Raw genomic sequence first — 13,375 nt, 5'->3', positions numbered from 1 at the left:
AAGGTTATAGATTGGTTACAGGGGTTGAGAGCACGATTGTCTTGTTCTGGCGCTCCATGCGCAGGTCGAGCAGCTGAGCCAGGGCTTCGAGCAGATCCTCGGGCGTACGGGCGCGAAAGGTGCCGGTCAGCGTGCGGGTTGCCAGCTTATCGTCAGCGAGTTTTATGGTGTACCCGTAGGTTTCGTTAAGCATCGTGATTACCTCCTGGAGCGGGGTATTATCGAATTCAAAACGCTGCTCCCGCCAGGCGGCAAATTGTTTCGCGTCTTTGTGGCTGCCGCGTTTCAGCGCTCCCTGCTCATCCACCGCTATCCAATCACCGGGCTTCATCACCAGTTGCCGCTCCTGCCGGTCGGTATCCTGGTAGTGTAGTTTGACTTTACCCCGATTCAGCGCCACCTGGGTGCCGTACGGCCGGGTATTGACTGAGAACTCGGTACCTAATACTTCTACATCGAGGTTGTTGAGCGTATGCACCACAAAGCGCTGGCTGGAGACGGTATGCTTCACGTCAAAGACCGCTTCCCCTGATAACCGCACCCGCCGGAGCGACTCACCAAAGCCGAAGCGGGGCACCCATAGACTTGAATGCCCGTTCAGCGTCACGGCCGAGCCGTCGGGCAGCACCAGGGCGTAGGTCTGCCCGTAGTCGGTGGCGTAGGTTTTGTACCAGATGTAGTCCTGCGCTATATAACCGAGCAGGCCTACAATCAGTACGGTACCGGCGGCTACCCACCACATCCGGCTCCAGAATTGGCGGCCGGGCATACGTTGGCCCGAATCAGAAACCTGTTCAGGAGCGGAGGCAGGCAGGTGCTGCCCGTCTAAACGTTGCCGGAAACGGTCAACGGCCGTATCGACATCCGGCGCGTACTGTGGTACCCGGCGTTCCCACTCCTCCAGCCAGTCGAAATACAACTCCTGGTTGGCCGGTTGCTTCAGCCAGTCGGCAATCATTTGTTTCTGAAACGGAGTAGCCTGACCGGAGAAGTAAGTTCGTAGTAATTCCTTAGTTACTGTCATGACAGTGAAGTGCGTAACGTCAAATATGGATCAAGTTTACCGGAATAGCGTGCAGCCTGGCAGCAGCAGCACCAACAGCAGATTTTTCTCTGTCAGGATTGTTCGTAGGGTTGCCAGCGCCCGGAGCAGGTGATTTTCTACCGTTTTGGGGGCCAGGCTCAGTTCATCAGCAATCTCTTTCTGTTTTTTGCCTTCAAACCGGCTTAGCAGCAAGACTTTCTGCCGTTGCGGAGGTAACTGTCCGATGGCCTCTTCCAGAGCAAGATAGAATTCATCCTGCACCATCAGGTGATCAGGTTGGGCTGCTTCAGCATCAGCCCAATCGGCATCAGTGAGGAGGGGTTCCTGGCGGCTCAAATCCCACCTGATATAGTTATACGCCCGGTTGCGCACCGCCCGGAAGAGATACGAACGATACGATGTGGTAATCTGGCGGTGGAGCTCCTGTGTGTAAAAAGCATAGAATACGTCGGCGACCAGGTCTTCGGCCACCTCCCGGTTGTGCACAAACCGGATAGCATGGCTGCAAAGAGGAGCATAGTACTGCCGGAACAACTGTTCGCAGCCGCGTCGGGGATCATGCCCAAAAGCCTGCCGGATAAAAAACTCCCGGTCTGGATGGACCCGGTCTGGATGGACCCGGTCTGGATGGACCCGGTCTGGATGGACCCGGTCTGGGGGTTGGGGTGACGCAAAGGGCTCTGCCGGAATAGCAGGCTCTTTGAATTCCTTTTCCGACCGGTTGGGCGAATGAGTATTCTGGGAAAGCCGGGTTGGTGATGAGTCGGCAGACATGTCGTTAGATTTATGACAATCTAGAGACAAGTTTGCACTATAAATCCACCATCGGAGTTAAAAATAATTTGCAGCTTTGTAGAGCTGGGTAGTTTCCTGAGCGGCTTCTGCCTGTTTTTCTTTGGTAGTGCTACAGGTACGCACCGTGTCCAGCAGCATTACCAGCAGCAGAATGACCCCGATCAGCCACAGAAACATGCGATCGAATTCTTTTCTGGACAACTGCATCTTCACCGGCTCCGGTGGCCTGGAGGTATTCTTGTTTCCCAAACCACTATCCGGCTCAACAAGCAGGTCAGGTACGGCCTCAGTTAAGCGGTCCGGAACCTGTTCGGCTATATGGTCGGTTTCGCTGCGCAGCAAATCGCCGATCTGCGCTTTGGTCAGTTGCCGTTTATCAATCTGGTTGTGTAGAAAACTTAGTACCGCAGCCCCCACCAGCCCCATCAGACCGGCCGCCGACGTGTACCGAACGCCACTAAGTTCGGAGGTGGTATTGATCAGTCCGCTCACCGGTAGTCCTACCAGACTCTCCAGAAACTGACGGCCCTGTTCGGCCACGTTCTGCCGGGCATCATTATGATTGGCCAGGTGAGAAATATCGAATTGATGAGACCAGTCTCTCGCCCAGGTGTATAGTTTGGTCAGGGCATCGCCATCGGCCCGGCTGGTCACCGCGCCCGTAACGGCCGGCACCAGCAGGTCCAGTGCGTTGCGCACGTTCTCCGGCTTTTCGTCGAGTTTCGGACTTAACCGATCAATAATAGCCGTGGTGAAAAGGGCCTTCACCGGCTCCAGGGTTGTTGTCGCCATAGGTCAGTTTTGTGTCGGGTTCTGCGGCAGCATAGCGATATATGACATGTATTCGGACAACCCGCTTTGCCGCCAACAGTTTTTATAGGTTATTTTACGGCAGGTACATCCAACAACCATAATCGCCCTCTCCCATGCGACTTTTCTTCTCCCTGCTGCTGTTCCTCTACGGTCTTTCTCCCCTATTCGCCCAGCACTGGTACAAAGGCAACCTGCATACCCACTCGCTCTGGAGCGACGGCGACGACTACCCCGAAATGATTATGAGCTGGTACAAGGCCAATGGCTACCAGTTTGTGGGATTATCAGACCATAACATTCTCCAGGAAGGCGAAAAATGGATAACTGTCCCCCGCCAGAAAGACCGCCGGCAGGTATTTGCCCGCTACCTGCAAACCTTCGGACCCGATTGGGTCACCTACCGTCAGGGGCCGAACGACTCGCTGACGGTCCGGCTCAAAAACCTCAGCGACTACCGGAGCCACTTCGAAGAGCCGGGCAAATTCCTGATTCTGAAAAGCGAGGAGGTATCGACCGGCTTTCAGGGCAAACCCATTCACCTCAACGTCACGAACGTACAGAGCCTGATCCGCCCCCAACCCGGCAATAGCGTGGCCGAGGTAATGCAGAACAACATCGACCTGGTGGTGGCCCAACGGCGGCAGACCGGTCAGCCGATGTTCTCACACATCAACCACCCGAACTTCTACTACGCCATCACCGCGCAGGACCTGATGCAGCTCCGGCACGAGCGTTTTTTCGAGGTATTCAACGGCCACCCAATGGTCAACAATTACGGCGACGCTACCCACGACAGTACCGAGGTGATGTGGGATAAGATTAACTTTCATTTTCTGCGGCAGGGGCGTCCGTTCATGTACGGACTGGCCACCGATGATAGCCACAATTATTCGTTTTTCGGGCCGACCTACAGCAATAGCGGCCGGGCCTGGGTGATGGTGAATGCACCGGAACTAACCCCAAAGGCCTTGATTGAAGCGCTGGAGGCCGGCCGGTTTTATGCCACTACGGGCGTAGAGCTAAAGCAGCTACCCCAAAGCGCCAATACACTTACCGTCCGGATCAAAGCAACGCCCAAAACCAGCTACCGGATTCAGTTTATCGGCGTTCGAAAGGGCAACGAACGGGCGGAGATCCTTCGGGAAGTGGCCGACACCACCGCCCGCTATACCCTGCCGGCCGATGTCTGGCTGGTTCGGGCCAGAGTTATTTCCAACACGCCCAAGTTTAACCCGTTTATGCCGGGCGATGTCGAAATGGCCTGGACCCAGCCGATTGCTCAGGCATACGTACCATCCTCCGTTGCGGGTGTGGTGGCCCTGCCGAATGCCCACGCGCATAACGACTACGGGCAATCCCGACCGCTATGGGATGCGCTGGATCACGGCTTTACCAGCCTTGAGGCCGACGTACACCTCATTGGCGATACGCTGTACGTAGCCCACGACCGCCCGTCGATCCGGAATCCAGCCGCCACGCTGGAAGCGCTGTACCTCAAGCCCCTGGCCGAGCGCATCCGGCAAAACGGGGGCCGGGTACTGACGGACTACAACGGACCCTTTTACCTGATGATCGACGCCAAAACCCAGGCCGATAGTACCTACCGGGCCATAGAGGCTGTGTTGCAGCGGTATCGCCCCCTGTTAGCCACCAACAAAGGCCCGATTACGGTAGTCTTATCGGGCAACCGGCCGGTACAAACCGTAGTAAAGACGAAGAACCGGCTGCTGGCCATAGACGGCCGTCCGGCCGATCTGGGCAAAAGATACAGCCCGGCCCTGATGCCAATCATCAGCGATGCCTACTCCAACCAGCTCTCCTGGCGGGGAAAAGGCGATATACCCGCCGACCAATTCCAGAAACTGCGCCAGTTGGCCGACCGCGCCCACCGGGAAGGCAAAAAGCTCCGGCTCTGGGCCAGTCCCGAAGACCCGGCGGTCTGGGCCAAACTGCGGGAGGCCGGTGTCGATTTTCTGAATACGGACCAGTTGACGCTGGTCCGGGATTATTTACTTCAGGATAGCGCCAAATGACGAGTTTGATCTTTCGTAGCTGTTCACTCATTTTTTGAGTAAGTATACCTGCTCCTCTGCTTATATGGACATTGGCGGCTTAGTATGCCCCGCTGGTTTCCTGATCCAAAATGGCCGTTTGGCCGACCACATCGGTTCTCCCTGACGTATGAAGTTCTCTCTATTTTCGTTCCTGGCCGGCTTTGGCCTGAGTGTATCAGCCCTGGCCCAGACCATACCGGCTCAGCCCCCCCCGACGCCAGGCCAGACAAACGCGCCTGCCCCAACTTCGGCCAAAGGTAAAATTACCGGCACCATCACCGACGCCACCACCAGCAAACCGGTTGAGTTTGCCACCGTAGCCCTGCTCGACCCGGTTACCGGCAAGCCCATTGGCGGCACGAACTCCGACGAAAATGGCCGCTTTACCATCAATCAGGTTACCTACGGGCAGTACCGGGTAATGATTAGCTTTGTCGGTTACGACAGCCGGATGATCGACAACGTCTCCGTCAGCGTCGAAAAACCGGATGTGTCGCTGGGTTCGCTGGCGGTACAGGCCAATACCCAGACGCTGACCGAAGTGGTGGTGACGGGGCAGAAAGCGCTCATCGAAGATAAAGAAGACCGGCTGGTATACAATGCCGAGAAAGACCTGTCGAATACGGGCGGCACGGCCATCGACGTGATGAAAAAAGTGCCGATGCTGACTGTCGACCCCGACGGCACCATTACCCTGAAAGGCAGCACCAGCATCAAGGTACTGATCAACAACAAGCCATCGAGCATCATGGCCCGGAGCGTCAGCGAAGCCCTGCAAATGATACCGGCAGAGGTAATTAAATCAGTGGAGGTGATTACGGCTCCGTCCGCCAAATACGATGCCGAAGGTACGGCGGGGGTCATTAACATCATCACCAAAAATCAGCTACAGGGGTTAACGGGCGGGGTCAATGCCTCGGTCGGCAGCCGGTCGAACAGACTGAGCGGCAATGTCAACTACAAGCAAGGCAAGCTGAGCGTTGCCGGTTATGGCGGGGGCAACCGCAACAACTACTACGGTGGCTCGGAGTCGGTGCGGCAAAACCTGCGCGAAGGGCAGGTCATCAGCGTTGTAGAACAAAACAACCGGTACCGCAACCGGGGAAATTCCGGGTTTGGCTCGGTCAATATCGACTACGAACTGGACTCGACCAACCGCATCGGCGTGGATGCTTCCTTCGGGGGTGACGGCCGGAATACATTTTCAACGCGGGATACGCGGGTTATCTCGGCTAATCCGCAGGAGTTCCGGCGGTATACCAACAGCGAAAACGATAACACGCATATGGACGTCAACTTTAACTACACCAGGACGTTCAAACGCCCGGATCAGGAGTATACCTTTCTGGCCCAATACAACCGCAACGACAACCACAGCAATTATAACCTGACCCAATACCCCCTGCCGGAAAGTGAGGTAATCAACTACCGCGAACGCAACACGAACGACAACTGGCAGAACGAGCTCACCATCCAGACGGATTATACGCACTCGTTTTCGACCGAAACCCGGCGCCTGCTGGAAGTGGGTCTGAAGGCCATCCGGCGCGATGTGTCCAGTAACTACCTGTTGGAAAATGCACTTGACGGCAGCCTGGATTTTCAGGAAGACCCCAGCCGCGCCAATAGTTTCGAGTACCAGCAGGTAGTGTGGTCATCATATGCCTCGTTCCGGATGCGGACAGATAAACGGTGGGGACTCAACCTGGGCGGCCGGTTTGAAATGACCGACATCGACGCCAACTTTATCTCCACCCAAACCCGGTTTGCCGACCGCTACCAGAACTTTCTGCCAAACCTTACCCTTTCTAAACGCTTCAGCGACAGCCACCGGCTGCGGCTCAACTACAGCCAGCGCATTCAGCGGCCGTCTATCTTCTACCTGAACCCCTACGTCAACTACGCCGACCCGAAAAACATCTCATCGGGTAACCCCTATCTGGACCCCGAACTGGCCCACTCCGTAGAGTTATCGTACAGTGCTTATACGCCCAACGGCTCTTCATTCAACGCGATGGTGTTTAGCCGGCAAACCAACAACGCCATCGAGCGCGTCACCACGGTCGATACCAGTGGCGTATCCAGCAGCACCTTCCGCAACATCGCCCAGAATGCGACCTATGGGGTAACGATTTTCGGCTCTGTCCGCCCCGTGAAGCAGTGGAACATCAACAGTTCGGTAGGTGTAAACTATAACCTCCTGAACAGCCCGGCGCTGCAGGTCGAAAACGAAAACATCAGCTACCGCTTCAACCTGAATACCTCGCTGCAACTGCCCAATCATTTCAGCCTGCAGGCCAACGGCTCCTTCAACTCGCGCCGGATTCAGTTGCAGGGACAATCGTCGAGTTTTTATTACTATGGCTTCTCGGCCCGGAAAGAGTTCAAGAAGCAGAACGTAACGGCTACGGCCAATTTCGAGAACCCCTTCCGACGCTATAACGTCATCGACAACGAGTTCCGGACCAACACCTTCATCACCGACGCCACCAACTACAATGTTATCCGCAATATCCGGCTGTCGGTCAACTGGCGGTTCGGCAAAATGGGTACCACCCCCGACCGCAACCGGAAGAAAATAGCCAATGACGACGGCAAGCAGAGTTAAGGGCCAGACGGTAAACCAACCGGTAATTTGTTGGTATTTTTACCGATAGTGGGTATCTTTTACCTACCCATACTGAGAGACCCATGCATGAGGTGGTCGGGCGGCCGGCGTCTGATGGGTTTCCCGAAGACCGGATAAACGGTACCTTTGACCGCTTTGCGGAAGTAGCTGAAACCGGTGTACCGCAGCGGTATAAGATGGTCTGGCGACCCAACGGTCAGTGATATCACCGCCAACCAGCTCAGCCTGCAACGTATAGAACAGACCAACCTAAACCTGCGACTGTCTAACAATAACCTCCAGCAGATTGCCTACGTAGCCAGCCACGACCTGCAGGAGCCGCTGCGAAAAATTCAGCAGTTTGGAGATTTGCTGCAGGCCGAATTTGCCCCGCTGATCGGTGAGAACGGTGCCGACATGATCCGGCGGATAGCGCAGTTGCGGCAACTTTTCAAGAACCTGCTCAGCAATGCGCTCAAGCTTCTTCAGGCGGGCTACATCACCGCCACCAGCCGGCCGGGCCAGGACGCCACGTTTTTCGTGTGCCTTCCGGCCTGATTAAAAGTGCCGGTATACGCAACGCTGCCTGTCTGTGATGCGTACTTGACGCTGATCGTTTGTTTGTTCCGGCAAAGCAACTTATCGAAACCACGAAAGGGAGAGGTATGAAAAAACTGTGTACGCTGGTATGCCTGTTTATCATCAGTACGAACCTGGCGGTTGGTCAGGCAACCTGCAGCAATATTGGTTTTGAGAACGGCTCCTTAAATGGCTGGACACTCACCAACGGCGTGGTAATAAATGCCGGTACTCAGACCTTATACCAGGATGAAACACCGGGCATTTTCGAGAATGGGCATATGCTCACCCGCATCAGCGACGGCAACGACCCGAAAATCATCGGTGCTGCTATTCCTATGGTAGCCCCCGGCAGTAACTACTCCATCCGGATCGGCAACGTAACGCGGGGGTCGCGGTTCGACCGGATCAAAACGTCCTTTGTCGTAACGGCCGATAACACCCTCTTCCAGTATCAGTTTGCCGTTATTCTGCAAAACCCCAACCACCAGATTCAGCAGCAGCCCGGCTTCGGTATCAAGATCAGCAACCAAAGCGGTACCATTGCCTCCTGTAGTTTCTACGAAGTGAAAGCCACCGGCACCATTCCCGGCTTTAACGCCCAGGACGACATCCGCTACCGCAACTGGACCATCGGAGCCGTTGACCTGCGCAACTACATCGGCCAGACCGTAACCGTAGAAGTGACCGCCAACGGCTGTACGGAACGACGCCATTTCGGCTATGCCTACTTTGATGCACAGTGCCTGAAATCCGAAATCAAACAGGAGTTATATTGTCTGGCCTACGATCAGACCATGACGTTGAAGGCCCCGGACGGTTTTGCCTCGTACCGGTGGAGTACCGGGGCCACTACCCCCACCATCAGCATCAAACCGAAACAAGGCGATAAATACTGGGTCAAAGTAAAGCCGTTTTCCAGCCTGGACGACGGCTGCGACTACCAAATGGACCATACGGTTCGTTTTGAGACGCCCGGTGAGCCCCCCCATCAGACGGTTTCTATCTGCGAGGGCGATGGTTATACCATCGGCGACTCTACTTACCGCAAAGCCGGCACCTACCTGACCCGCATCAAACGGGGGCCAAACGTATGCGATAGCCTGGTCCGAACGACCATCACCGTAAAACCTTTGGCCCGGAGTGCCCACAGCTGGACCATCTGCGAAGGCGAAAGCTACACCGTGGGCACCACGGTGTACAAAACGACCGGTACCTACGACACCCGGCTGAGCCGCAGGCCACCGCTCTGCGACAGCCTTGTCACCACCACGCTGACAGTCCAGAAAATGGATATGACGCTTAGTCCGGACGTGTTTATCCGGCCCGGTGATAGCGTACAGCTCAAAGCCGTGGTGCTGCCTACGGGGGCGTATCAGTACACCTGGTTGTCTCCGCCGGGTCTCCCCTGCCCCACCTGCCCAGCTATCTGGGTAAAACCGGATGAAACAACACGTTACACCCTGACGGCCGTTAATCCTGAACTAAACTGCCGGCGGACAGCCTCGGTGCTGGTGTCGGTGGGCACCTGTATCTTTTTTGCGCCAGACGCTTTTACGCCAAACGGCGACGGGGTAAACGATATTTTCTATGTTATTGGCACCCCCTGTATCCGCCAGATCAAAGACTTTGTGATTTATGACCGCTGGGGCGAGGTTGTTTTCCGGCAAACGGCGTTTCCGGCCTCGGAACCCGGCTTTGGCTGGGACGGCCGCTACCAGGGGCAACATGCCGGTGCCGGCAGCTACGCGTTCAGGCTCGAAGTGGAGTACGAGAACGGCCGAACCAGCAAGCACCAGGGTTCGGTCCTGCTGGTTCGATAATAAGGCTTGCTATCGGGTCCAGTCGCAATCCGGCTGCAGCCACTCCTGACCGGGGTCAATCGGCTGGCCGTCGGGGGCAGTCTGCGGGGTAGTCAGCGGCACCTGATCGGGATTTTGCTCATACTGCCGGATCAGCCAGGCGGTGAAGGAGTTGGCCGGTACCGTCGGCAAACCTTTGATCTTCATAATGCCGTTGTGGGCTGCGGCCCGTACCGCGCCGTCGGCGTTTTTATCTACCGCCAGTTGAATGAGCTGTTCTACAACCTTACGTTGCACCAGGCGGCTGATTTCGCCCTCGTAATTCGGACCGGATGGGGTATAGGTTTGTTTGACGAGTTCGTCGATTACCTCGCTAAGGCCGAGCTGATTGGGACTGAACAGTTTCTGTTGCACCAGCCGGGCACCCCGTTCCGGGTTCAGCATCAGCCGCAGTGCCATACCGGCCGCCACCTCGGCGGGTGCCATCGCGTCGAATACCAGACCGGTATGCCGCTTAAACACCTCGCGCGGGTTTGGGTCGTAGCGATACGCACGGGGCGGAATCAGCTTTAGCACGGCATCCGGTACGGCCAGAAAGGATGGATTCAGGGTAGCCAGGAGCGCATTCAGGGCTTTCTTCTGCTCGGCGGCCGGTACCGGCGACAGCACCGGCTGGCCATCCCCTCGCAGGGCAAAGGAGTAGTTGACGCCCCCCAGCACTTTGGCGGCCGCTTCGGTCTGATACCGGTGAAACATGTACATGGGCACAAACACCTCTTCCAGCGTGGTCATGGGCGTACCGGCCGGAATCTTCTTCTCGGTAAAGTTGCGGAAAACGGCCGACCGAACAGCTATAACGCGCTGAAGCTCCTCCACGGCATTAGCGCCATTGTCCCATAAGTGCGTGGTGGGCGAGGCACTGCCTTCCGGCCGGGCATCCTGATCGGTCAGGAACGTCAGGCCTTTGGCGTGCATCTGCTGCACAATCCGGTTCAGCTCCTTTTTTTCGTCGGTGCCTTTCGGGAATTCCTGGTAGCCGTACCGAATGCTCCATTTGTCGTACTCGCCAATCTCTTTGGTGTACGCATCCGACAGGTCGATACGGCCGCCCTTCAGTTTGGCCACCATATGCGGGTAATCCATCACCGATGCCTGGTTCTGCGTACTGGCTACGTAGTTGTGCGGCAAACCCAGCGTATGGCCTACTTCATGGGCGGCCAGTTGCCGCAGCCGGTCGAGCGACATCTGCATCATCTCGCCCACATGCGCGGTGTCCGACTCAAAATTCCCGACCAGCCCCTGCGCAATCAGGTAATCCTGCCGGACCCGCAGCGAGCCCAGCGTTACTTTGCCTTTGAGGATTTCGCCGGTACGCGGGTCAATAATGGATGCGCCGTACGACCAGCCACGGGTAGAGCGGTGTACCCACTGAATTACGTTATAACGAATATCCATCGGATCGGCATCGGGCGGCAGCAGCTTCACCTGAAAGGCGTTGCGGTAGCCGGCAGCTTCAAAGGCCTGGTTCCACCAGGCGGCACCTTCCAGCAGCGCCGATCGGATAGGCTCCGGCGTGCCGGGGTCCAGGTAGTACACAATAGGCTTTACGGCTTCGCTCACCGCAGCCGAGGGGTCTTTCTTTTCCAGCCGGTGCCGGGCAATGTACCGCTTCATGATGGGCTGGCTCACCGGCGTCGCATAATCGAAGTACTCGATACCCAGGTAGCCGATGCGGGGATCGAATTCGCGGGGTTTGTAGCCGGCATCGGGCAGTTGCACAAAGGAATGGTGCTGCCGCATGGTGACGGCATTGGCCGTGGGCACTACAGAACGCAGGTAACCGCCGGGGCTATCGCCGGTGAGGGTAATGGTTACTTCCAGCTCAGTGTTCTGCGGAAAATTTTTAGTATTGGGCAGGTACATGGCGCAGCGGCTCGGATCGACCCGGAAGCTACCCTGCCGGGTCTGGCTGATAGCCTGTACCGCCCCTACGGCATCCTGCATCAGAAAGGGCGTCAGGTCGACCAGTACATGATTGGCTTCTTCGGCCGCTACCTCAAACCCCCAATGCACCGACTGCGCAAAGGATTCTTCAACGGCCCGGCGTTCGAGCGGATCGGTACTGATGGCCCGGTACTGGTAATTAGGCTCCACCATCAGCACTTTAGGGCCGCTACGCTGAAACTTCACCACGTGTTCGTTACCCAGCCGCCCCCGGTCCAGGCCAATATCGTTGGAGCCGATGCCCGACGCCAACGACGGGTAATAGAGCAGTTCGGTTTCGAATTTATCAATTTCGAGGTAGACTTTGCCTTTTTTGGCATCCCAGTAAAAGGGCAGGTAACCCGGCTGTTTGTCCATGCCGGTCGTAAATACAGCAATAGTTGGCGTTTGCGCGTGGGCTTTACCCAGAAAACCCAATAAGCTAAGGAGTAGGTACAATTTCTTCATCATAAAACAAGGTACGATTCCCTAAACATACTGATTTTTTCCAAATCTGCCCTAAAACAACAAAGCCGCCCCGTTAATACGGGGCGGCCCAGCTATATTATTCTCAATAAAGATTTGATAACCTTAAACGGCAACGGCCGCCCGGCTCAAACCTCAAACTTATTAGTTCCCCGCCTGACCTTTGGCCAGCAGGTTGAAGAACTGATCCAGTTTCGGCAGAATGATAATCTCTGTCCGCCGGTTGATCTTCCGACCGGCCGGTGTAGCATTGGTTTCTTTCGGGATATACTCCGAACGACCACCAGCCGTCATCCGATCCGGGCTAACGCCAAACTTGGTTTGCAGCAGACGGACCACCGACGTAGCCCGCATTACGCTCAGGTCCCAGTTGTCTTTCAGGAAATTAGTGGAGATGGGTACCACGTCGGTATGACCTTCTACCAGAATATCCAGTTCTTTGTGGTCATTTACCACTCGGGCAATTTTACCCAGCACAGCCTCAGCCGGGCTCAGCACTTCGTAGCTACCCGAACGGAACAGCATCCGATCCGACAGAGACACGTACACAACGCCTTTCTTCACTTCAACCTGTACATCCTCGTCATTTACATCGCTCAGCGAACGCTTCAGGCTCATCACCAGCGCCAGGTTCAGCGAGTCTTTACGCTGCATAGTGCTGTTGAGGTTGCTGATGTATTTGCTTTGATCGTTCAGCGTCTCCAGCGATTTACGAATGCTCTCGGCACCTGTTTTGCTAATGATCGACAGCTCAGACATACGGTCGAGCAGGTTAGTGTTGGTCTTTTTCAGATAATCCAACTGCGCCTGTAGGTCTTCTACCTGCTTCAGCCTGCCCTGAAGGTCATTTTCTTTGCTGTTCAGGTTCGCTTGTAAAGCCGTAATTCGTTTGTCACAATCATTCAGGTCAGCAACAGCCTTATCGCGTGACGCCTGTAATTCAGCGTACTGCGACTGCAACTGAACGAACTTCTTTTTACTCGCACACGATGATAGTATCGTGACGGCAACCAACGCAAACATGAATTGTCTCATTCGTTTGGAGTGGGCTAAGGTTAAAAATTATTTTTAATGTCAAATTTTATTTTCCGGCATCAAAATTACGACACAATGTTAACCGAATCAATTTTAATTTGTTTCAATCCCTATCTTCCTATAGAAAACTACTTAATTATCAACAAGTTATAAATCCTTAGAAATTCATTAGAAG

At 55.4% G+C, this 13,375-nt stretch carries 10 protein-coding genes; 5 read left to right on the top strand and 5 right to left on the bottom strand.

Going from position 1 to position 13,375, the window contains the following annotated elements:
* Nucleotides 1-4: 4 nt before the first annotated feature.
* Genes ABD931_RS09105 through ABD931_RS09095 form a run of 3 tightly spaced genes read right to left on the bottom strand, consistent with a single transcriptional unit; the run spans nt 5 to nt 2,632 of the window.
* Nucleotides 5-1,024, bottom strand: a complete 1,020-nt coding sequence (locus ABD931_RS09105; RefSeq protein WP_345266199.1) for a FecR family protein — start codon at nt 1,022-1,024, stop codon at nt 5-7.
* 36 nt (nt 1,025-1,060) lie between these two features.
* Complete coding sequence (locus tag ABD931_RS09100; protein ID WP_345266197.1) at nt 1,061-1,819, bottom strand: RNA polymerase sigma-70 factor; 759 nt, start codon at nt 1,817-1,819, stop codon at nt 1,061-1,063.
* A 57-nt stretch (nt 1,820-1,876) separates the two neighbouring features.
* Nucleotides 1,877-2,632, bottom strand: a complete 756-nt coding sequence (locus ABD931_RS09095) for a DUF937 domain-containing protein (protein ID WP_345266195.1) — start codon at nt 2,630-2,632, stop codon at nt 1,877-1,879.
* Nucleotides 2,633-2,766: 134 nt separating this feature from the next.
* Between ABD931_RS09095 and ABD931_RS09090 the strand changes: the two genes are divergently transcribed.
* From ABD931_RS09090 to ABD931_RS09070, 5 genes are all read left to right on the top strand, one after another.
* Nucleotides 2,767-4,686, top strand: coding sequence for a histidinol-phosphatase (locus ABD931_RS09090; RefSeq protein ID WP_345266194.1), 1,920 nt, complete (start codon nt 2,767-2,769; stop codon nt 4,684-4,686).
* 148 nt (nt 4,687-4,834) lie between these two features.
* The gene (locus ABD931_RS09085) at nt 4,835-7,315 is read left to right on the top strand and encodes a TonB-dependent receptor (protein ID WP_345266192.1); all 2,481 of its coding nucleotides are present in this window, start codon (nt 4,835-4,837) and stop codon (nt 7,313-7,315) included.
* Nucleotides 7,316-7,398: 83 nt separating this feature from the next.
* The gene (locus tag ABD931_RS09080) at nt 7,399-7,539 is read left to right on the top strand and encodes a hypothetical protein (protein WP_345266190.1); all 141 of its coding nucleotides are present in this window, start codon (nt 7,399-7,401) and stop codon (nt 7,537-7,539) included.
* Entirely contained in the window at nt 7,493-7,873 is a 381-nt protein-coding gene (locus ABD931_RS09075; protein WP_345266188.1) for a hypothetical protein, read from the top strand. The genes ABD931_RS09080 and ABD931_RS09075 overlap by 47 nt, the downstream gene beginning before the upstream one ends.
* Nucleotides 7,874-7,980: 107 nt before the next feature.
* Entirely contained in the window at nt 7,981-9,717 is a 1,737-nt protein-coding gene (locus tag ABD931_RS09070) for a T9SS type B sorting domain-containing protein (protein WP_345266186.1), read from the top strand.
* Between the two features lie 9 nt (nt 9,718-9,726).
* Here ABD931_RS09070 and ABD931_RS09065 read toward each other — a convergent pair whose 3' ends face one another.
* Both ABD931_RS09065 and ABD931_RS09060 read right to left on the bottom strand, forming a co-directional pair.
* Nucleotides 9,727-12,150 carry a zinc-dependent metalloprotease gene (locus ABD931_RS09065; protein ID WP_345266184.1) on the bottom strand — a complete coding sequence of 808 codons (2,424 nt, stop codon included), beginning with the start codon at nt 12,148-12,150 and terminating at the stop codon, nt 9,727-9,729.
* A 159-nt stretch (nt 12,151-12,309) separates the two neighbouring features.
* On the bottom strand, nt 12,310-13,200 hold the full coding sequence (locus tag ABD931_RS09060; protein WP_345266182.1) for an OmpA/MotB family protein: 891 nt from the start codon (nt 13,198-13,200) through the stop codon (nt 12,310-12,312).
* Nucleotides 13,201-13,375 lie beyond the last annotated feature (175 nt).

It is taken from the genome of Nibrella viscosa, from assembly GCF_039541875.1.
In the GTDB taxonomy this organism is placed as follows: domain Bacteria; phylum Bacteroidota; class Bacteroidia; order Cytophagales; family Spirosomataceae; genus Nibrella; species Nibrella viscosa.
The sequence above is the reverse complement of the archived record's forward strand: the minus strand, read 5'-3'. Positions and strand labels throughout refer to the sequence as shown.